This window comes from Rufibacter soli, from assembly GCF_054781795.1.
Genome location: NZ_BAAGTS010000005.1, coordinates 503,065 through 523,693, shown reverse-complemented (window position 1 = coordinate 523,693; position 20,629 = coordinate 503,065). Strand labels below are relative to the sequence as shown.

The 20,629-nt window shown below is 53.0% G+C and carries 12 protein-coding genes and 1 tRNA gene; 7 read left to right on the top strand and 6 right to left on the bottom strand.

Translation table 11 applies throughout. The annotated features are described in order from the left end of the window. Positions 1 to 70 precede the first annotated feature (70 nt). Complete coding sequence (bglX, locus tag ACYVJQ_RS16545; RefSeq protein WP_460894217.1) at positions 71 to 2,338, top strand: beta-glucosidase BglX; 2,268 nt, start codon at positions 71 to 73, stop codon at positions 2,336 to 2,338. A gap of 107 nt (positions 2,339 to 2,445) precedes the next feature. On the opposite strand, the gene ACYVJQ_RS16540 is transcribed toward bglX, so the two are convergent. The 3 genes from ACYVJQ_RS16540 to ACYVJQ_RS16530 all read right to left on the bottom strand — a co-directional run bounded on the left by ACYVJQ_RS16540 (position 2,446) and on the right by ACYVJQ_RS16530 (position 6,074). Further along, complete coding sequence (locus tag ACYVJQ_RS16540) at positions 2,446 to 2,874, bottom strand: nuclear transport factor 2 family protein (protein ID WP_460894216.1); 429 nt, start codon at positions 2,872 to 2,874, stop codon at positions 2,446 to 2,448. Between the two features lie 484 nt (positions 2,875 to 3,358). Continuing rightward, a complete protein-coding gene (locus tag ACYVJQ_RS16535) occupies positions 3,359 to 4,045 on the bottom strand; it encodes a hypothetical protein (RefSeq protein ID WP_460894215.1) in 687 nt (228 codons plus the stop codon). Positions 4,046 to 4,934: 889 nt separating this feature from the next. Then, entirely contained in the window at positions 4,935 to 6,074 is a 1,140-nt protein-coding gene (locus tag ACYVJQ_RS16530) for a cystathionine gamma-synthase (RefSeq protein ID WP_460894214.1), read from the bottom strand. 127 nt (positions 6,075 to 6,201) lie between these two features. Between ACYVJQ_RS16530 and ACYVJQ_RS16525 the strand changes: the two genes are divergently transcribed. After that, entirely contained in the window at positions 6,202 to 6,894 is a 693-nt protein-coding gene (locus tag ACYVJQ_RS16525; protein WP_460894213.1) for a TVP38/TMEM64 family protein, read from the top strand. A 143-nt stretch (positions 6,895 to 7,037) separates the two neighbouring features. Beyond that, positions 7,038 to 7,111 (top strand) — tRNA-Arg (locus tag ACYVJQ_RS16520). Between the two features lie 205 nt (positions 7,112 to 7,316). Here ACYVJQ_RS16520 and ACYVJQ_RS16515 read toward each other — a convergent pair. After that, positions 7,317 to 9,224 carry a family 43 glycosylhydrolase gene (locus tag ACYVJQ_RS16515; protein ID WP_460894212.1) on the bottom strand — a complete coding sequence of 636 codons (1,908 nt, stop codon included), beginning with the start codon at positions 9,222 to 9,224 and terminating at the stop codon, positions 7,317 to 7,319. Positions 9,225 to 9,715: 491 nt separating this feature from the next. Here ACYVJQ_RS16515 and ACYVJQ_RS16510 point away from each other — a divergent pair, with 491 nt between their 5' ends. From ACYVJQ_RS16510 to ACYVJQ_RS16495, 4 genes are all read left to right on the top strand, one after another. Next, complete coding sequence (locus ACYVJQ_RS16510; RefSeq protein WP_460894211.1) at positions 9,716 to 12,325, top strand: alpha-L-arabinofuranosidase C-terminal domain-containing protein; 2,610 nt, start codon at positions 9,716 to 9,718, stop codon at positions 12,323 to 12,325. Between the two features lie 252 nt (positions 12,326 to 12,577). After that, positions 12,578 to 14,569, top strand: coding sequence for an alpha-L-arabinofuranosidase C-terminal domain-containing protein (locus ACYVJQ_RS16505; RefSeq protein ID WP_460894210.1), 1,992 nt, complete (start codon positions 12,578 to 12,580; stop codon positions 14,567 to 14,569). 332 nt (positions 14,570 to 14,901) lie between these two features. Next, positions 14,902 to 15,801 carry a KPN_02809 family neutral zinc metallopeptidase gene (gene ypfJ, locus ACYVJQ_RS16500; protein ID WP_460894209.1) on the top strand — a complete coding sequence of 300 codons (900 nt, stop codon included), beginning with the start codon at positions 14,902 to 14,904 and terminating at the stop codon, positions 15,799 to 15,801. A gap of 529 nt (positions 15,802 to 16,330) precedes the next feature. Further along, on the top strand, positions 16,331 to 18,754 hold the full coding sequence (locus tag ACYVJQ_RS16495) for a DUF4982 domain-containing protein (protein WP_460894208.1): 2,424 nt from the start codon (positions 16,331 to 16,333) through the stop codon (positions 18,752 to 18,754). A gap of 675 nt (positions 18,755 to 19,429) precedes the next feature. On the opposite strand, the gene ACYVJQ_RS16490 is transcribed toward ACYVJQ_RS16495, so the two are convergent. Together ACYVJQ_RS16490 and ACYVJQ_RS16485 are read right to left on the bottom strand one after the other, a co-directional pair. Then, positions 19,430 to 19,759: a 4a-hydroxytetrahydrobiopterin dehydratase gene (locus tag ACYVJQ_RS16490; RefSeq protein WP_460894207.1), complete on the bottom strand. Its 330-nt coding sequence runs from the start codon at positions 19,757 to 19,759 to the stop codon at positions 19,430 to 19,432. A gap of 41 nt (positions 19,760 to 19,800) precedes the next feature. Continuing rightward, positions 19,801 to 20,565 carry a phenylalanine 4-monooxygenase gene (locus ACYVJQ_RS16485; RefSeq protein WP_460894206.1) on the bottom strand — a complete coding sequence of 255 codons (765 nt, stop codon included), beginning with the start codon at positions 20,563 to 20,565 and terminating at the stop codon, positions 19,801 to 19,803. Positions 20,566 to 20,629: the final 64 nt, after the last annotated feature.

Genomic DNA, 20,629 nt, shown 5'->3' with positions numbered 1-20,629 from the left:
TTTTCCTTACCGCCCCAGCAAGGGCGCCAGGACGGCACATGCTTACCAACGCTTAACTTATTGCACCCTTATGAAAAGATTTACCGCTACTTTTCTGGCCCTAGGCATCTCTGCTTTCTCATTTACCTCCTTTACCCCACCGGCCCCGGCGCCCAAAGTGCCTATTGAAAAACGGGTGGAGGACCTGCTGGCCAAAATGACCCTGGAGGAAAAAGTGGGCCAGCTTAATTTTGTGGTAGGCGACCTGTTCAACACCGGCCCTACCGTGCGCACCACCCAATCAGACAAGTTCAATGACGCCATCAAGAAAGGCGAGATCACGGGCATCTTCAATATTCACGGCGCCGAGTACGTGGGTAAACTGCAGAAACTGGCCGTCAAAGAATCACGGCTGGGCATTCCGCTGTTGATTGGCGCTGATATTATCCATGGTTTTAAAACGGTCTTCCCTATTCCGCTAGGCGAATCGGCTAGCTGGGACCTGGCAGCCATTGAAAACGGCGCCCGGGTAGCGGCCCTAGAGTCTAGCGCCGGGGGCATTAACCTTACCTTCGCGCCCATGGTAGACATTACCCGCGACTCCCGCTGGGGCCGCACCGCCGAGGGCGCAGGCGAAGACCCTTACCTGGGCTCCCTCATAGCGGCCGCCCGCGTGAAGGGCTTCCAGGGCAAGGACCTCGCTGACCCCAGAACCATTGCCGCCTGCGTGAAGCACTTTGTGGCTTACGGCGCCGCCGAGGCAGGCCGTGACTACAACACCACTGACATGTCTGAGTACCTGCTGCGCGAAGTATATCTACCGCCCTTCAAGGCTGCTTTGGATGCAGGCTCGGCCACGCTCATGTCGGCGTTCAATGAATTGAACGGGGTGCCGGCCACCGGCAATATGTTCACCATGGACCAGATCCTGCGCAAAGAGTGGGGCTTTAAGGGCGCCGTGATCTCAGACTGGCAGAACATCACCGAAATGGTGAACCATGGCTACTCCAAAGACCACGCCCAGGCCGCCGAACAGGCCCTGAGAGCCGGCACCGATGTGGACATGATGGGCGAGGCATACCTGAAATATATCCCCGGCTTGGTGAAAAGTGGCAAAATAGACCAGAAGATCCTGGACGAATCGGTGCGCCGAGTACTGTGGCTGAAGTTCCAACTGGGTCTGTTTGACAAACCGTACCAGTACTCAGACGCCAAGCGCGAGAAAAAGGAAATACGGTCTAAAGAAAACCTGGCCGCCGCCTTTGACATGGCCCGCAAATCTATAGTGCTGCTTAAAAACCAGGGCAATGTGCTGCCGCTTTCCCCTCAGGTGAAAAAGATCGCCATCATCGGCCCACTGGGCCACAACAAAGCAGACATGAACGGCACTTGGTCTTTCTTTGGCGAGGAGCAGCACGCAGTAAGCTTCCTGGAAGGCCTCCAAAAATACGCCAAGGGCGCTGAGGTGACCTATGCCCAGGGCTGCAACCTGTATGACAACTCCACGGCACAGTTCGCAGAGGCCGTAGCCGCTGCCAAAAACGCCGACGTGGTGATTATGGCCATTGGCGAAAGTGCAGTCATGAACGGTGAGGGTGGTTCGCGCGCTGATATTGGCCTGCCCGGAGTGCAGCTGGACCTGGTAAAGGAAATCCATAAAACCGGCAAGCCCATAGTGGCGCTGGTGAGCAGCGGCCGGGCTCTTGAACTGACCTGGCTGGAGCAAAATGTACCCGCCATCATGGCTACCTGGTCTTTGGGTTCTGAGGCCGGCAATGCCGTGGCCAGCGTGCTGTACGGCGAGTACAACCCGGCCGGCAAGCTTCCTATTTCGTTCCCGCGCCACGTGGGCCAGATGCCCCTGTACTACAACATCAAGAACACCGGCCGCATGTATGAAGGCGACCACTCTGAGCCAGGCAGCGAGCGGGTGTACAAATCACGCTACCGCGATGTGCCCAATACCGCCCTGTTCCCGTTTGGCTACGGCCTAAGCTACACTACCTTCGCCTACGGCGCACCCCGCCTGAGCAAAAACAGCATGACCGGGCAAGAGACCCTTACTTTGACCGTTGACGTGACCAACACCGGCAAACTGGCCGGCGAGGAAGTGGTGCAGCTCTACATCCAGGATTTGGTGGGCAGCACCGCCCGCCCCGTGAAACAGCTCAAGAAGTTCCAGAAACTGGCCTTCGCCCCCGGCGAGAAGAAGACCGTCACGTTCACCTTAAACACCGCTGACCTGTCGTTCTGGCGCCAGGACATGACCTTCGGGGCAGAGCCCGGCGACTTTAAGGTAATGGTGGGCGGCAACTCCCGTGACGTGCAGACCCTACCCTTCACGCTCACTTCTATTTAGATATTTTCATGTAAGGAAGGATGTTTCAGGGCTATTTTCCTGAAACGGAGCAAAAAATGCCAGCTAGATTAGCTGGCCTTTTTTTGTCCTGCAAAACAGGAGTGAGATTACTGCTTAAATGCTTGCCGGGCCAGCAGTTTCCAGTGGCCGTGCTCTTTCTGCCATACCAGCAAAACGCCTAGCTTTACCGTGGCCGGAACACCCTTGTCATTGGTGTTGGCGGTTAAATGATGCCGCACGATGGCGGTTTTGCCGTTCACTTGTATGGTTTGGTTGGTGAGGTCAATGGTCACAAAATCTGATTTTCCGCTAGTCAGCGCCTCCACAAAGCCTGCCTTGTCCTCTATCTTCCCACCTGAGTGCCCGTAACTCAAGTCCTTGGCGGTAATAGCCTCCAGTGCTTGCCTGTCCCCGGAAATCATGGCTTGCTTAAGTTGTTCCACGGCGGCGGCCACATTGGCGTCTTCTTTAGATTGGGCCTGGGCAGTGAATCCCAGAATAAGGGAGAAGGCCAGAAGGCAGAAAAGGTGTTTCATTTTTTTGTACGTTAGGTAATGCGTGGATAAAGGGAACGGCTTCTTTCCGCTTCAGGCTCCAATATACCAATAGACGGGTACACTTTCTGTTTTGAGGCTGTTTTCTGAAAAACAGGCCCAAAACAGGTTATTCAGCAGGGTCGGCCCCTCCTTTTCCTCATTAACAATGGGGGCTTTTACCCTTTAAAAAAATCTCTGCTTCAAGTTTTCAACTTGGACCTACTTTGGGCTGAAGTTTAAAACTTCGGTGAGGCGGGAGCCTCAAAAGCACTCCACACGAAGCAGGAGATTGACAGTCCAGTAAGCGCGGAAAGTGTAAGGCTTAGGTGGTTGCCGCAGGGAAGTTTCAAACTTCCCGAATGGTGAGACCAAGTTGAAAACTTGAACTAGAAGAATAGTACTTAAAAAATTGTATCAGGGAGAACTACTTGACTTACCTACTGCAAACCTGAATAAGATGCAATAAAAGGCAAGCCCTATATACCTACCGGGCAAATGGCGGCATTTCCTCTGGATTCCACACGGTTTGGGCCAGTTCGTTCAAGGCCAGCCGCGCATCCCGGAACCCATTCGCCAGCTGGCTGTACACCTGCGCCAACTCCAGTTGGTAAGCCAATTTATGGGTAGCCACCGCCCCGAAACTGGATCGGCCCACCTCCTCATAGAACGACGCGTCTGGCGCGCCCCTTTGCTGTCGGCGCGTAATCCAGGCCTGAAACATACCAGATAGAAACAGCGCGTAATTGCCCATGTGCACCCTAATGACAAAGGCCTCGGCCGCGGAAGCCGTGGACAAGGATTCCAGCATCTCCACAATATAATGGAACCGGTGCGGCAGCTTTTCATGGGGCATGTGCAGGCGCTGCGTAGACGAGAACTGCCAAAGCAGGGCGGCAATGTAGTCGGCGAGCTCCCGGTCTTCTATGCCCTGCCGGCGCAAGACGGTCCGCACCAGCACATAGAAATACAGCTGCTGCGACACCCTTACCTGCCCTTCGCGGGAAAGCAAGGCCTTGGGCAGGGCCTCATGGTCCAACATTTCGTCCCGGCACTCTGAGTCGCTGAGCAGTTCCACCAGGCTAATGTGGCGGGTGCCCTGTTTAGATAAAACCTTTGCTATGAAATCAAAGTCCGAGGCGGTGAATTGGGCCCGGCAATTGGCTAACACCATGGGTCACGCTCCTTTCCATTGGGTACTACAACAAGTGGCTTTGGATTTGAATTATTAAAAGACCTACCGGCCTCTTCAGATTCTCTCTTAAAAACGAAGTAGCATTTTAGATTGTTGCCTTGCCGGCATACCTAATAAGAGTAAAGCCGTTTTGAGGCTGTTTTTCGCAAAACAAGCCCAAAACGGGAAAGCGGCATCCCCTCTCCCTGAGGGAGAGGTTAGGGTGAGGGGGCACCGGTGGTTCCAAGACAGCGTTTTTCTATCAGCTTTCTTCCTTTACTAATAAGGTCAGCAACGCATTCCGTCCCCCTTTGAAGGGGTTGGGGGATGCCTAGGACGGTAGAAATAGCATTTGCTTTAACTATGCATTTCTACTGTTTGGGAGTCCGTTCTACTTCCTGCTGTTCGGGAGTTGAACTCTCGAACCTCCTGGATGCGGAGTTCCACTCCCCCGGGAACCACGGGCAAAAGAAGGGGAGTGAAACTCCCCGGCAAAGTGCTTCCGGAGTAGAACTCCGAAAGAGCAAGGGGAGCAAAGAAGCAAAGGAGAACTCCGAAAGAGCAAGTAATCATCCCCCTACCCCCTTCAAAAGGGGACGAAGAAGAAAGTGGCAGTTGACCGATAAGTAGGGGCAATCCCTTGTGGTTGCCCTTACACGGTGGCAAACGCAAAAAGGGCAACCACAAGGGATTGCCCCTACGCCCTGCATTGGTATTTCAGCGGTCGAAAACACTACAAATATTCTCCCTCCTCCTACCCTTTACCCCCAGGAAGCAGGAACTGCGATTTCCCGTTTTGAGCCTGTTTTTCAGAAAATAGGCCTAAAACAGAAACTCCCCGCCAGAGTCATTCCGGCGGGGAGTTTCTTATCTTTAAACGAAAGGCAACTTAACCAATAGCCTGTTCCAAATCAGCAATAAGGTCTTCTACATCTTCAATGCCCACGCTCAACCTGATGAGCGAGTCTGACAAACCACCTTTCAGGCGCTCTGCCTGCGGAATGCTGGCGTGGGTCATGGTGGCCGGGTGACCGCAGAGCGACTCTACCCCGCCCAACGACTCCGCTAAGGCGAAGTAGTGTAATTTCTCCAACACCTGAATGGCGTCTTCCTGCTTGTCGCCTTTGAGCACGAAGGAGATCATGCCTCCGAAGTCACGCATCTGGTCACGGGCGATCTGGTGGTTTGGGTGACTCTCGAAACCAGGCCAGAACACTTTCTCCACTTTGGGGTGCTGGCGCAGGTATTCGGCAATGGCCTTCCCGTTCTCACAGTGGCGCTGCATACGTATGTGCAGGGTCTTGATGCCACGAAGCACCAAAAAGCAATCCTGCGGGCCCGGTGTTCCGCCGCAGGCGTTCTGCAGGAAGGCCAGTTGGTCAGCTAAGGCATCGTCTTTCACCACAATAGCACCCATGACCACGTCTGAGTGACCGGCCATGTATTTGGTGAGCGAGTGCATGACAATATCGGCGCCCAGATCTAACGGCGTTTGCAGGTAGGGCGTAGAGAAGGTATTGTCCACTACCAGCAGCAGGTTGTGCTTTTTACAGATATCGGCGGCTCCTTTGATGTCAATGATGTTGAGCAAGGGGTTGGTTGGGGTCTCTACCCACACCATTTTGGTGTTCTCGGTGACGTACTGCTCAATGCTGCTGATATCGGCCATAGACACGAACCGGAACTTGATGCCGTAATTCTGGAACACCTTGGTGAAGATACGGTAGGTGCCGCCGTACAGGTCGTTGGTGGCAATAACCTCATCACCAGGCTTCAGCAATTTGATAATGCAGTCAGTAGCGGCCATGCCCGAGGCGAAGCACAGGCCGTGCTTGCCGTTCTCCAGGCCTGCCAGTGAGTTCTGCAGCGCGGTACGGGTGGGGTTGTGGGTACGCGAGTATTCATAGCCTTTGTGGTCGCCGGGGGAGCGCTGCACATAGGTGGAGGTCTGGTAAATAGGGGTCATGATGGCCCCGGTGGTAGGGTCTGGCTCTACCCCTGCGTGTATGGTTTTGGTTCCGAATTTCATAGTGTCCTTATACGGTGGTACTGGCGCAAGTTAGCCAAATTGGCCTCCAATTCATAAAGGCCTGTTTCCAGACTATTAGCCCGTTTTCACGTACTTTTCAAAATTTAGCCGATATTGGCCCCTACTTATGTGGAAAAAACTCCTGCAACAGAACTCGGGCACTCTAGTCTACTCCGCGCTGCTGGTGGTGGTACCGGTGCTGGTCAGTTCTGCCCTGGCGCTGTGGCTCTATAACAACCAGGCGTTGATGCAATCTCTTTCCGGCTGGCAGATGCTGCTGTATTTTGTGGTAGTTTCCCTGACCATGGCCTTCGCGCTCACGCCCACCACCTTTGTAGCCCTGACCACCGGTTTCTTTTTGGGCTGGGCTGGGTTTCCGGGCGTGGTGGTGTCTTATGGCATTGCGGCGCTCATTGGCTACGGCATGGCCCGCCTGGTTGACCAGGGCAAGCTGGAAAAGCTGCTGCACCAGTTCCCCAAGGCCGAGGGCGTGATGGATGAACTGCGCGACCAGAGCTGGAGCCTCATTATCTTAACCCGTATCTCGCCGGTGCTGCCCTTCGCGTTCATGACCTTCGTGCTGTCTCTGGTGCAGGTGCCGCGCCTTCGGTTTCTGGTAGCCAGTATGGTGGGCATGCTGCCCCGCACGCTGTTCTTCTTCTGGGTAGGCACCCAGGCGCAGGACCTGCTGGCCCTTCTGCAAGACCCTAACGCGGGTACTACCGGTAAGCTTTTAATGGGTGCATTGGTGGTAATTTCTTTGGGCGGACTGTATGTGCTGCTCAACAGGGCCTTTAAAAAAGCCTTATCCCGGAAATAAACAGAAGGAGTGGTGTAGGGAGCTAACTTTAAAATAGCTGATTTACAGTTGTTAAGAGGAATCAGCTAGATTTTTCTTGAAAATCTTTGCCCAGAACTTGCGTATAAGAGGTTCACCTGCTACCTTTGCATCACTAAATAACTGGTCACGTAGCTCAACTGGATAGAGCATCTGACTACGAATCAGAAGGTTTGGGGTTCGACTCCCTACGCGACCACAGTTATCTTAAAAGCCCTTCAGAGAAATCTGAAGGGCTTTTTATTTTATTAGCATATAGAGGCGTCAAGTGGGTAAACCCAATTTCATTAGGTTATACTTTTTCCTCTTCCTAAGTGCATTTTTGCAAAAGCCTCCCTAGACCTAATGTTCTGCCACTATCCAGCTTAGCTGGAAGGAACGTGAAATCCAATTTCCCTACACGCTCACAACTTCACCTCCGCTATCCCCCTATGGGTAGGCACCACTCGCTTAATAGCCCCATCCTCCTCAAACTCTAACTTGTCAATACACACCTCCCGATGGTAACCGGCGGCCCGGCCCATGCCTATGCCATTGGGGTAAGAGAACCGATGGTACACAATGTACCACTCGTCTTTGCCCGGGATCTGGATCACGGAATTGTGCCCGGTGCTATAAATTCCGGCGGCAGGGTCTTTGGCGATCACCAGGTTGTCTTTGGAAATAGTCAGAGGGCCGGTAGGCGAGTTGGAAGTACCGTAGCGCACGCGGTAATCCTCGCTGCGGGTATCATTCTCAGACCAGAGAAAATAATATTTACCCTTCCGGAAGAAGACCGTGGTGCCTTCGCGATAATTGGTGGGGTTAAGCAGTTGGATGGTATTCTCCTTAAGATTCACCATGTCCTTCTCCAGTTCGGCCACGGCCATGTAGCCGTTGCCCCAATAGAGGTAGTTCTTCTTGCTGACCGGGTCCTGAAACACCTCTGGGTCAATCTCAATGCCACGTTTGGTGCCCGCAGGCTTTTTGCCCACCAGGCGTTTTCCTGAATCCTGGAAGGGCCCGGCGGGGTCCTTCGCCACGGCCACCCCAATAAAGTTTTCTGCCGTGAAGTAATAATAGTATCTATACCCGAAGAGGGTTTTCTTCTCAATGATACTAGGCGCCCACGCGTTCTTATCTGCCCAGGAAACATCTTTCCCCAGGTCCAGGATCGCCCCTTCGTCTTTCCAGTCCACCAGGTTGTTAGAAGAGAAAGCTTTGAAATAAGTACCCGACCAATTGTTGAACCCGTCAGTGGTGGGGTAGAGATAGAATTTCTTGTGCTTCCTGGAATAGAGAATATCAGGGTCGGCGTAATAGCCTTCCAGTACCGGGTTGTTATTCACCGCCGGGAAACCTTCCGGTTTGCCCCATTTATTGGTCAGGGCTTTCAGTTCATCGCGGGTAAGGGAGATGACAGTGCCGTGGCGCGGGTGGAAGTCTAGGGAGACGTCCTGGTCAATAACCTTGAAGTTCTTCAGGTCTGGGCTGCTGGTGAACTGGTATTTCCCTTTCCGGTAGAGGTCATACATCAGGATATACTCCTCAGAATTATTCAACCGGAAGAGGCCAGATCCTTCCACGTCTTCTTTGGTAGACTCCATGTACTCGGGGTACTCGGTCCAGTTGCCCGAGTTGAGCGAACGCGTGGTAGCCCTCCGGAGGCCATTATCATTTTTGGTGCCCGTTTTATAAAACAGGTGGTACAAACAATCTTTCAAAACAATATCCCCGTCAATACAGAAATCCCCCGATTTTGGGATGAAAAGAGGCTTTGGTTCCCCTTCCAGGTCGGTGAAGGCTTTATTAGCGTAGGCATAGTAGATGATGTCATTGGCCTCGCCGTGTTTCATAGACCAGTAGACCAGGTATTTTCCGGCCTCAGGGTCATAAATGGTTTGAGGAGCCCACACTCGCTTCAGGTCCTGGTGCCCGCCAAACCGTTGGGGAATGTTCACCACTGAGGTGGTCCAGTTGATAAGATCTTGTGATTTAGCCAGCACCATGGCCCGGTTAGAGTCCCAGCCTTTAGCGGTGACCATGTCGGTCATGACCATGTAAAAGGTATGGCCGTCTTCCCCGCGCAGGATATGCGGGTCGCGCACGCCCCCTGAGGAACTGATCTTTTTGGAGTCCAGCACCGGTTGGTTGTTGTTCAGGGCTTTATAAGTGAAACCGTCCATGCTGATGGCAAAATGGACCTGCTCCTGGGCCTGCTTGTTACCCGTGAAATAGGCGAACAGATACCCTACAAAGTCTTTGCTGACCAGGCTGTCCCTTTTCTGGGCAAACGCCTGGCCTGAAACCCAAAGGCTAGCTACAACAATCATCAGAAATAGGCAGGGTATCTTTTTCATCTTGTTATCTTAACTATAGAATCTATTTGCGGCTGATGGGAGGCAGGGTACCACCGATGTCTTTCCCAAAACACTCCCCCGGTTCAGCTTCCAGGCACCAAAATCAAACTTTATATAGCAATTATAAGTGTTTTATTGACAAGTATTGTATAACAATCAATAAAACATTAGTTTTAGACCGATGCCCTTATGCCTTGCCGGCAATCTTCAGTTTGATGCGCAAGGGAACCTCTACCTCATCCCGCACAAACTAGGGATCAGGGGCTGGCCATTTTGTGAATGTCACAGACCTGGCACACTTTAACTAAGGAGCCATAAAAGCCATCTGCTTCTTTTCCCTTGCAAGGGTACATGGGCAACTTCATCCAGAATAGAAGCCAAAGTCTGACTAAGCGCTTGAGGTTGAAGAGGATATTCTAAGAACAACGCTGCTCACAAATAGGGCGCTACCATAAGTATAGAGAATGAAAAAATTACTTGTAATAACGGGTCTGGCACTGTCGGCGGCCTTAGGTTACCCAGCCTTGGCAAAGCCTGGCAAGGCCGTGAACGAGCCAGACTCGGTGTACCTTTTCTCTTATGGCACCACCAAGAACGGAGGCAAGAACGGCCTGCATTTTGCCTGGAGCCGCCACAAGGACAAATGGTACCCCATCGGGAACGAGTTCGGCTTCGTGAAATCTGACTACGGCCGGTGGGGTTCAGAAAAGCGCATGCACACCCCTTTCGTGTTTCGGGGTCCCGATGGGGCATGGCAGGGCGTGTGGAGCCTGAATGACCGGGAACTGGTATTTGCGCATTCGACCTCCCCAGACCTGGTGTACTGGGGCCGGCAAAGCTATCCTTTTGTGCAGGCAGGAAAAAACGTGTTGCGGCCTGTAGTGCAGTATGACACGCGCAACGCAGCCTATGCCATCACTTACGCAGATGCCGCCGGCAAGCACTACCGGGTTATTACCAAAGACTTTAAGGCCTACAGCCCGGCGGAAGAGGTACCCGCCAGCCAGTACCAGAACAGCAGCCTGACCGTTTCCTTGCCCGGGGGCGAGGCCACCGGCCAACTGCACCGCGTGGCCTGGCCCGAAGTGGAGAAGCTGGTGAAAACCTATGAGCTCAAGCAATACAAAGACAGCCAGTACAGTGAGACCATGGCGCAGGATGCCCAACGCTTTGCCGGGCTCAAACCCTTAGACGCGAAAATCACCCTGGCCCCTGCCAACGCAAAACCTATCAGTGACCTGCTGATCGGGGTCTTCTTTGAGGACCTGAACTACGCTGCCGATGGGGGTTTGTATGCCGAACTGGTGCAGAACCGGGGTTTTGAATACCAACCCACTGACCGCGGAAACGACCAAAATTGGAACAGCACCCATTCCTGGACTTTAAAAGGAAACAACGCCAGCTTTACCATTGAAACAGCCTCTCCGGTTCACCCCAACAACCCGCATTACGCCGTGCTGCAAACCAAAGCCCCAGGGGCAGCGCTGGTCAACGCAGGATTTGACGGCATCGCGGTCAAAAAAGGCGAGCGCTATGACTTCTCCCTTTTTGCCAGGCAACTCCAGGGCAAAAACGGTAAACTGCAGGTGCGCCTGGTCAGTGAGAAAGAGGGCGTACTGGCCCAAACCACCGTTAACGCCTCCTCGGGCAACTGGAAGAAACTTACGGCCGTGCTTTCTCCCTCCCAGTCTGCCCCAGATGCCCGGTTAGAAGTACAACCACTTGCCGCGGGGCAGGTAGCCCTGGACATGGTTTCCCTTTTCCCTCAGAATACCTTCAAAGGCCGCCAGAACGGCCTGCGCGCCGACCTGGCCCAGACCATTGCCGATCTGAAGCCGCGCTTTGTCCGGTTCCCGGGCGGCTGCGTGGCCCACGGCGACGGACTGGAGAACATTTACCATTGGAAGAACACCATCGGTCCAGTAGAGGCCCGCAAACCGCAGCGCAACCTGTGGGGTTACCACCAGTCCATGGGTTTGGGTTACTTTGAGTACTTCCAGTTCTGCGAAGACATTGGTGCCGCCCCCGTTCCCGTAGTGGCGGCCGGCGTTCCTTGCCAAAACTCCGGCACCGGCGGCGGCGGACAGCAAGGCGGCATCCCGATGGAGGACATGGACGAGTACGTGCAGGAGATCCTGGACCTGGTGGAATACGCCAATGGCGGTGTGCACACCAAATGGGGCAAGAAACGCGCCGAGGCCGGCCACCCCAAGCCCTTCAACCTCAAATACATTGGCGTAGGCAACGAGGACCTGATCACCAACGTGTTTGAGGAGCGGTTTGCCCTCATCTACAAGGCCCTGAAAGAGAAGCACCCCGAGATTACCGTTATTGGCACCGTAGGCCCCTTCTCTGAGGGAACCGATTACGTGGAAGGCTGGGACCTGGCCACCCAACTAGGCGTGCCCATGGTAGACGAACATTACTACCAACCGCCGGGCTGGTTCATCCACAACCAGGACTACTATGACCGGTTTGACCGCGGCAAGGCAAAAGTCTACTTAGGCGAGTACGCCGCCCACCTGCCCGGCAAACCCAATAACCTGGAAACCGCCCTGTCTGAGGCGCTGTACCTCACCTCTGTGGAGCGCAACGGTGATGTGGTGCACATGACGTCCTATGCGCCTTTGCTGGCCAAGAAGGGTCACACCCAATGGAACCCAGACCTGATCTATTTCAATAACACCGAGGTAAAGCCCAGCGTGGGCTATGAAGTGCAGAAACTGTTCGGGCAGAACTCGGGCAATATGTACCTGCCCACCACCCTTAGCCTCTCCTATAACCAGGAGGCGGTGACCAAACGGGTGGCGGTGTCTGTGGTGCAAGATGCCAAGAGCAAAGACGTGATCATCAAACTAGTGAATCTGTTGCCCGTCCCCGTGACCTCCTCAGTAGACCTGCAGGGCCTAAGCGCTACCGCTGGCAAAGGCGTGAAAAGTGTCCTGCAAGGCAAACCCACCGACAAGCTTTTGAAGCCTCTGGAGACTACGGTGGCCGTGGCTGACCTGGCAAAGATGGAACTGCCCGCCTACTCCTGCACCGTGGTCAGGCTGGAAGGCAAACCAGGCAAATAAGCAGCAAAAGAGTAGATGGAAAAAGCACTTCTACCCAGGAATACCAAAGGGCCTGATTCCTGTTTTGGGGCCGTTTTTCAAAAAACAGACCCAAAACAGGAAACATATATTTTCCCTGCTACCCATCGCTTAAACCTACGGGCGGAAGCCTGGAAAGCAAGGGCGTTTTAAGCCTGTTTTTACCAAAACAGCTCCAAACCAGAAGCTTCGCCCTAAGTATTTTTGAATCTGACTTAACTGAATTTGAATACCATGACCTACAACCCCCTTTCACTGGCGTCCCTGGCGGCGAGTTTACTGCTGGCCGGAAACGTGGCCGCCCAAACCTCCCCCACCAGAACCTTTACCGTGAAGGCCCACCAGCCTTACGCCGAGATTGCGCCCACCATGTACGGCCTCTTCTTTGAAGACATTAACCTAGGCGCCGACGGCGGAGTCTACGCCGAGCTGGTAAAAAACCGTTCCTTTGAGTTTGACACGCCGCTCATGGGTTGGAAAGAACTCAAGCGAAGCGAAGCCAACGGCGATATCCTGGTGTTGAACACGGGCATCGAGACCAAAGCCAACCCAAGGTTTATCAGGCTCACCTCCAAAAAAGAAAACTCGGGCTACGGCATAGCCAATGAAGGCTTCCGGGGCATGGGCATTAAGCAGGGAGAGCAATATAATTTCACGGTCCAGGCCCGCGTGCCTGGCAATGCTTCTGCTGTGCCCCTCACCGTGAAACTGGTGAACGCCAAAGGCGAGGAACTTGCTGCCGGCACCATATCCCCGGCGGGCCAGGAATGGAAAACGTACGCAGTAAGCCTCACCGCCACCGCCACTGAGGGCAAGGCGCAACTACAGATCCTGCCCCAAAAGGCCAGTGTGGTAGACCTGGACATGATTTCCCTTTTCCCCAAGAACACCTGGAAACAACGCCCCAACGGCCTGCGCGCCGATATGGTGCAGCTGCTGGCAGACATGAAACCGGGCTTCCTGCGCTTTCCGGGAGGCTGTATTGTGGAAGGCCGTACGCTAGACAACCGCTTTCAGTGGAAGAAAACCATCGGCCCGGTGGCCGAACGGGAAACCATGATCAACCGCTGGAACACCGAGTTTCAGCACCGCCACACGCCAGACTATTTCCAAACCTTCGGGTTAGGTTTTTTTGAGTATTTCCAGCTGGCCGAGGACATTGGGGCGGCCCCGCTGCCTATCCTCAACTGCGGCATGGCCTGCCAGTACAATACCGGTGAGGTGGTGCCCCTGGACCAACTGGAACCTTTCATTCAGGATGCCCTGGATCTGATAGAATTTGCCAATGGCTCTGTGGAGACCGAGTGGGGCAAGGTGCGCGCGCAGATGGGTCACCCCGCCCCGTTTAACCTTAAGTACCTGGGCGTAGGCAACGAGCAGTGGGGACCGCAGTACGTGGAGCGCTACCAGCTTTTTGCCAAGGCCCTGAAAGCGAAATACCCCGAGGTGCAGTTGATATCTTCGGTAAGTCCCTCCCCGGACGGGGAGCGGTTTGACTACCTCAGCAAGGCCATGCGCGACCTGAAAGCCGATATTGTGGATGAGCATTACTACAAGTCGCCGGAGTGGTTTCTGCAGAGCGCCACCCGCTATGATACCTATGACCGCCAAGGGCCCAAAGTATTTGCCGGCGAGTACGCCGCCCACGCCACGGGCATAGACCGTAACGTGCGCGACAAGAACATCTGGCACGCGGCGCTGTCTGAGGCCGCCTTCATGACCGGCCTGGAACGCAACGCGGACGTGGTGACCATGGCTTCTTACGCCCCCTTGTTCGCGCACGCTGAGGCCTGGCAATGGAACCCCGATCTGATCTGGATTGACAACTTGCGCATCTACGGCACGCCTAATTATTACGTGCAGAAACTCTTCGCCACCAACAAGGGAACGCACGTGGTGCCTATGCTCCTGGACAATAAGAAAGTGACCGGGCAAGACGGCCTGTACGCCACCGCGGCCCTGGACAAAACCACCAAAGAACTGATCCTGAAAGTGGTGAACGCCAATGCCACCGCCGTGGCCAGCGACATTGCCTTGGAAGGCGTGAACGTAAAAGCCAAAGGCACCCTGCTCAAACTCAGCAGCCCCAAGCTGGACCAGACCAACTCTTTTGAAAACCCCACCGCCGTAAGCCCGGTGCAGGAGGCCGTGCAGGTAAAAAACAAAAAGGTGAAGCTGAACCTGGCCCCCTATTCTGTGAACATAGTAAAGGTGAAACTTTCCTAGCTTGGGAACTTCCTTTCCCGTTTTGGGGCCGTTTTTAGAAAAACGGCCCCAAAACGGATTTGCCTAAGCCTGGCAATGCCAGTCAGGAGAATTTCATCTCTGAAGAATTCCCTCACTATTTGAACAAACCAATTCCTGAAGCTAGCCTAAATCTTAGTGGCCTTTTGCTTTGCAAATTGTATTAGACGCCGCTATCTCTCACTGGTAGTAAAAATTGCATGCATCCAAGTTAAGGCACCGTGCGTTATACAGTTCGGGAAAGGCTGAGATTCCAATAGAACCATTGAGAACATTCAGATAGACTACCCTTCACTTCATTAAAACATATTTTCATGAAATGGCAAGGCAGAAGAAAAAGCAGCAATATAGAAGACGTTAGAGGACAAGGCGGAGGTGGTTTGGGCGGAGGCGGAGGCATCAGCCCTATGCTCCTCATACCTTTGTTCCGGCTCCTGTTCTCTAAAATAGGGTTGGGTATTGTAGCCGTACTGGCACTGGTGTTCTTTTTAACAGGAACCAATCCCATCACGCTTTTACAACAATTCGTGGGCGGAGAACCGCAGTATGCACAATCGGGTACCTATCAGGGGAACGCGGAAGAACAGCAACTAGCAGAACAGACGGCCGTGGTGCTGGCAGATACTGAAGATGTATGGAGCAAGCTAATTCAAGGGTACAGAGAACCAACTTTGGTATTATTCTCGGGGCAGGTAAGCTCCGCCTGTGGGCAAGCATCTTCCGCCTCAGGGCCCTTTTATTGCCCTGGTGATGAAAAGCTGTACATTGACCTGAGCTTTTTTGAGGAAATGGAAAACAAGCTTGGCGCTGAGGGAGACTTTGCACAAGCATATGTGGTAGGCCATGAGGTAGGGCATCATATTCAGAACATTACGGGCACCATGCAAAAGGTAAATGCCATGCGCGGCCAACTCTCCGAAGCGGAATTCAATAAGCTCATGGTAAGGGTAGAGTTACAGGCTGATTTCTACGCCGGCGTGTGGGCGAACCATACCCAAAGAGCCACAGGCTTTTTAGAGGCTGGCGACCTGGAGGAAGCCCTGAATGCGGCAAGTGCCATCGGTGATGACCGCCTTCAACAGCAATCCACAGGAAGAGTGGTGCCAGACTCCTTCACCCACGGCACCTCTGCCCAAAGAGTAAGATGGTTTAAGAAAGGCTTTGATACAGGTGATGTGGCCCAAGGAGACACCTTCAATGCCACTGTTTTATAGCGCAACGGTAGTCACTTAAAAATGGTTTTACCTTTTAAGAGGAGCAAAGGGTTTGAAATAATGGGGCAGGAATGATTTGGGAAGAAGGGTTATCTACCTTCCATCAGGGGCTTCACTCCAAAGTTTGGGGCATTATTGATCCGCCCAGGTCGTGTCGCTTCTAGCTTACCCTATGCTTTTCAAGCCCTGGAACCGGTAACGAAATACTACCTGTAGTAGACCTCCTGTGCCTAACTCCTTGCGTACAATCGCCTTTAAAATCTCTAGAAAATCCTTAAGTCAGATCACCTGAATCTTTGCACCAACCTGCAGAAAGTTCATTTTTATTGCTACCTGCTGCCATATCCTGAACTGTGTTTATTGCCTTCTCTTACCTGTGAAACATACAGCATTTTGTGCCTGATAATAGCTATTTCTAAGACAAAAGGAAGCCGCAGCCCGGGCTAACTTTAAAAGTATCAATTTGACACCTAAAATAGGCACCCCGTCCTAAATTGCTTATTTTTGGGCTACACGTAAGAAAGAAATCATGAATAAGTGGATAGTAGGACTATTACTCCTGGTTTCCCACGCTTCCTTGGCGCAGGTACGGGTGGTCACGGAGCTTACAGATAACTGGAAGTTTAAAAAAGGAGCCAACGCCCAGGCCTATCAGGTGAATTTCAATGACAAAGCCTGGCAGAAGGTAACGGTACCCCATGACTGGGCCATCTATGGACCTTTTGACAAAGAGGTAGACAAGCAGGTGGTGGCCATTGAGCAGAACAACGAGAAGGTAGCCTCTGAGAAAACCGGCCGCACCGGCGCCTTGCCTTACATAGGCGAAGCCTGGTACCGCAATGAGTTTACCCTGCCCCACTACAAGAAAGGCCAGAAAGTACTCATTGTCTTTGAAGGCGCCATGAGCGAACCCAAGGTCTATGTGAACGGGCAAAAGGTAGGCGAATGGGCCTATGGCTACAGCTATTTCTACTTTGACATCACTGACCAGATACTGGAAGGCAAGAAAAACACCTTGGCGGTGCAATTGAGCAACCAGGGCCAGTCGTCGCGCTGGTACCCGGGGGCCGGCTTGTACCGCAAGGTGCAGGTGATTGTCAAGAACCAGGAGAGCATTGACCAGTGGGGCACCTTCGTGACCACCCCCATTATCGCTAAGGACCTGGCCAAGGTGAACATCAAAACCAAGGCCTCCGGCGAAAACGTGCGGCTGGTAACCCAGGTGCTGGATGCCAAAGGAACCACAGTGGCCACCGACAGTACGGGCAAGCGCTATGGCCAGGAGTTTGAGCAGAACCTGGCGGTAGCCAACCCGCAGCTCTGGAGCCCCGAGACCCCTTACCTCTACACCGCGGTGACTAAACTCTATGTAGGCAACACCTTGAAAGACGAGGTGACCACCCGCTTCGGGATACGCGAGATCAACTATAAATCATCTGTAGGGTTCAGTCTGAATGGCAAGGTGCGCAAGTTTAAAGGCGTGTGCCTGCACCATGACCTGGGGCCCTTGGGCGCGGCCGTGAACAAGGCGGCCCTGCGTAGGCAGCTGCAGATCTTGAAAGACATGGGCTGTGACGCTATTAGAAGTTCACATAACATGCCTTCTATGGAACAGCTGGAGCTCGCGGATGAGATGGGCTTTATGTTCTTAGCTGAGAGCTTTGACGAGTGGGCCAAGCCCAAGGTAAAGAACGGTTACAACCGCTTCTTTGCGGAGTACGCTGAGAAAGACGTGGTGAACCTGGTGCACGCCACCCGCAACCACCCGTCAATTGTAATGTGGAGCTCCGGCAACGAGGTACCCGACCAGTGGGGGGCCGAAGGCGTGAAACGCGCCAAATGGCTGCAGGATATCTTCCACCGTGAGGACCCTACCCGTCCGGTGACGGTGGGCATGGACCAGGTGAAAGCCACCATGGCCTCGGGCTTTGGGGCGTTGTTGGATATACCGGGCCTGAACTACCGCACCCATTTGTATGAAGAGGCCTACAAAGCGTTCCCGCAGGGTTTGATCTTGGGTTCTGAGACGGCCTCTACGGTTAGTTCCAGAGGTATTTACAAATTCCCGGTGGAGAAAGGCATTGAGAAGCAATACCCAGATTTCCAGAGCTCCTCTTATGACCTGGAATACTGCAGCTGGTCTAACCTGCCCGAGGAGGATTTCAAACTACAGGACGACAAGCCCTGGGTCATAGGCGAATTTGTCTGGACCGGTTTTGACTATCTAGGCGAGCCTACTCCTTATGATGACAAGTGGCCGTCGCGTAGCTCGTACTTCGGGATCAATGACCTAGCCGGCTTGCCCAAAGACCGTTTCTACCTGTACCGCAGCCGCTGGAACACCCAGGAAGAGACCCTGCATATTTTGCCGCATTGGAACTGGGAAGGCCGCGAAGGCCAGACCACCCCGGTGTTTGTGTACACCAACTATGACAGCGCCGAACTCTTTATCAACGGCAAAAGCCAGGGCATCCAGAAGAAGCACAACGCCACCTCCCAAACCCGCTACCGCCTCATGTGGATGAATGTGAAGTACGAGCCCGGCACCGTGAAAGTGGTGGCCTACGGCAAAGACGGAAAGCCCGCCGCCACCCAGGAAATAAAGACCGCCGGCAAACCCTACAAACTGGTACTGCAGCCAGACCGCAGCCAAATCACGGCCGATGGCAAAGACCTTTCCTTTGTGACGGTATCGGTGGTAGACAAAGACGGCAACCCCTGCCCTATCGCCACCGACCAGCTGACCTTTAGCGTGAAAGGCGCCGGCACTTATCGCGCTGCCTGCAACGGCGACGCCACCTCCCTGGAGCAGTTCCACCTGCCCACCATGAAACTGTTCAGCGGCAAACTGGTGGTACTGGTTCAATCCGGTGAAAAGGCCGGTGACATTGCCTTGGAAGTAAAAGGAAAAGGCCTGCAAACCGGTGAATTGAAACTGAAGGCAGTCAAGTAGGGACAGATTGTGACCGAAGACCGTTTCCTTCCAAATCCTTCTCTGGTTCAAGTTTCTAACTTGGACCCATTATTTGGGAAGTTTGCAACTTCCCTGAGGCACAGCCTCACCATACGCATTTCGTCCCCCTTTGAAGGGGGTAGGGGGATGACGGCTTCTGCCGAGGGGTATATGAGCAGCAGTTGGATAGAACTCTTAAAGCAAAAAGCTGTTTTAGACCTGTTTTTTAGAAAACAAGCTCAAAACAGCTTTTTGCTTTGTGAGTCATAGCGTGGAACGTTGGCTTATCTAGTTCGCCCACAAGGTCCTTTCAGGATGACAAAGAGAGAAGAGAATAAAGGTTTGCCAGTCATCGGAAAGGTCCTTTCAGGAGGACCAAGGATGCTTGCGGGCAGTGGTTTCCCAAGGCCATTTTAAGGTATTTAACAGTATCCAGAATTTGTATGGTGAGGCTATCGCCTCACAGAAGTTGAAAACTTCAGCTCTTTGTAGGTCCAAGTTGAAAACTTGAACCAGAGGAATTTAAGGGACACTAGGCCCCAAGTACTAACCCCTGCCCTTGCTGGTTTTCTCACCAGCGGGCAGAAGGCCCATCGTATTCGGTTACTCACGTTGGGGACACCAAAAAATAGCGGCTAGATGGTGACATTCCCTTATTTACCTAACAAGCAAAACCTAAACACCCAAGGCATCAATCTTGGCGGCCATTATAAAATCATTCTCAGATAACCCGTTAATGGCGTGGGTCCAAAGTTCTACCACTACCCTTCCATAGTACAGGTGCAGATCTGGGTGGTGGCCTTCTTCCTCGGCTAGGCCGCCTACTTTGTTTACGAAGTCTAGGGCGGTGACAAAGTCAGGAAAGGTAAATTCCCTGCGCAGCATTTTTTCTTCCACCACCGTCCATTTGCTCTGTAGCTGGCACGTGTAGTTTTCAATTTCCCCACCTTGAATAGCGGGCACACCCCCTTCGCAGGGAACGCATTTTTTTTCTGTTAGTGACATAGTCTTTCTGATTATGTTGGAAGATTCCGTTTACCTCTCTGTTACGCTAGCCTTCCCTCTAGTTTTGCCTTGATCTCACCCAGGGAGCCGAGCAGCTGATCATAAGAGTCAATAATAAAGTATCTGTCCTGGAACACATCTTTTCTGAACGGGGTATCCAAAATCTGGTCTACATCATAGGCAAAGTGCAGTGGGTCTTCGCTGAGACTGTGCTTGGTTTCACCCACCGAGCTAAGGATACCTGCGCCATAAACCCTCAGTTGCTCGTTTTCCCTGATCAGGCCAAACTCTATGGTAAACCAGTAAATTCTGGAAAGCAACTCAATGGCCGCTGGGTCTTCGGCGTGTTCATAGGCAATCTTACTAATGGCCTGCAGAAACTCGGTGACCGGCCCGTTGGTAAGCAGCGGAATGTGCCCGAACACATCATGGAACATATCCGGCTCTTCCAGGTAATCTAATTCGCTCATGCGACGCAGCCAAGTAGTGGCCGGAAACTTGCGTTCAGAGAGGAGCTTAAAGAAAACTTTGTCGTCTACAATGCCTTCTACGGCCACTACTTCCCAACCGCTTACCTCTTTTAAAAGGGTATTCACCTTCTTAAAATCAGGGATGGCCTCGGGCCTGAACTCTATGGTGTGCAGGCCCTCCAGAAATGCCTGGCAAGCTTGCCCGGGAAGGCCAGCCATCTGCCGCTCGTACAGGATTTTCCATACCTGCTGGTCTTCTGCGGTATAGTTCTGGTACACCTGTTGCATGTCTTTCAGGGTGGGTATAATGCGTTCACCGGGAGTTGGTGCTTCCATTGCGCTTTTCATATTAGCTTCGTTTTTTATCTGGTTATAGAAAATAAAAAAAGCCTGGTCCGTT

What these genes read in the sequence shown, in the direction of transcription:
- bglX (WP_460894217.1), top strand. Translation starts at nt 71, where the DNA reads ATGAAAAGATTTACCGCTACTTTTCTGGCCCTAGGCATCTCTGCTTTC.
- ACYVJQ_RS16540 (WP_460894216.1), bottom strand. Translation starts at nt 2,874, where the DNA reads ATGAAACACCTTTTCTGCCTTCTGGCCTTCTCCCTTATTCTGGGATTC.
- ACYVJQ_RS16535 (WP_460894215.1), bottom strand. Translation starts at nt 4,045, where the DNA reads ATGGTGTTAGCCAATTGCCGGGCCCAATTCACCGCCTCGGACTTTGAT.
- ACYVJQ_RS16530 (WP_460894214.1), bottom strand. Translation starts at nt 6,074, where the DNA reads ATGAAATTCGGAACCAAAACCATACACGCAGGGGTAGAGCCAGACCCT.
- ACYVJQ_RS16525 (WP_460894213.1), top strand. Translation starts at nt 6,202, where the DNA reads ATGTGGAAAAAACTCCTGCAACAGAACTCGGGCACTCTAGTCTACTCC.
- ACYVJQ_RS16515 (WP_460894212.1), bottom strand. Translation starts at nt 9,224, where the DNA reads ATGATTGTTGTAGCTAGCCTTTGGGTTTCAGGCCAGGCGTTTGCCCAG.
- ACYVJQ_RS16510 (WP_460894211.1), top strand. Translation starts at nt 9,716, where the DNA reads ATGAAAAAATTACTTGTAATAACGGGTCTGGCACTGTCGGCGGCCTTA.
- ACYVJQ_RS16505 (WP_460894210.1), top strand. Translation starts at nt 12,578, where the DNA reads ATGACCTACAACCCCCTTTCACTGGCGTCCCTGGCGGCGAGTTTACTG.
- ypfJ (WP_460894209.1), top strand. Translation starts at nt 14,902, where the DNA reads ATGAAATGGCAAGGCAGAAGAAAAAGCAGCAATATAGAAGACGTTAGA.
- ACYVJQ_RS16495 (WP_460894208.1), top strand. Translation starts at nt 16,331, where the DNA reads ATGAATAAGTGGATAGTAGGACTATTACTCCTGGTTTCCCACGCTTCC.
- ACYVJQ_RS16490 (WP_460894207.1), bottom strand. Translation starts at nt 19,759, where the DNA reads ATGTCACTAACAGAAAAAAAATGCGTTCCCTGCGAAGGGGGTGTGCCC.
- ACYVJQ_RS16485 (WP_460894206.1), bottom strand. Translation starts at nt 20,565, where the DNA reads ATGGAAGCACCAACTCCCGGTGAACGCATTATACCCACCCTGAAAGAC.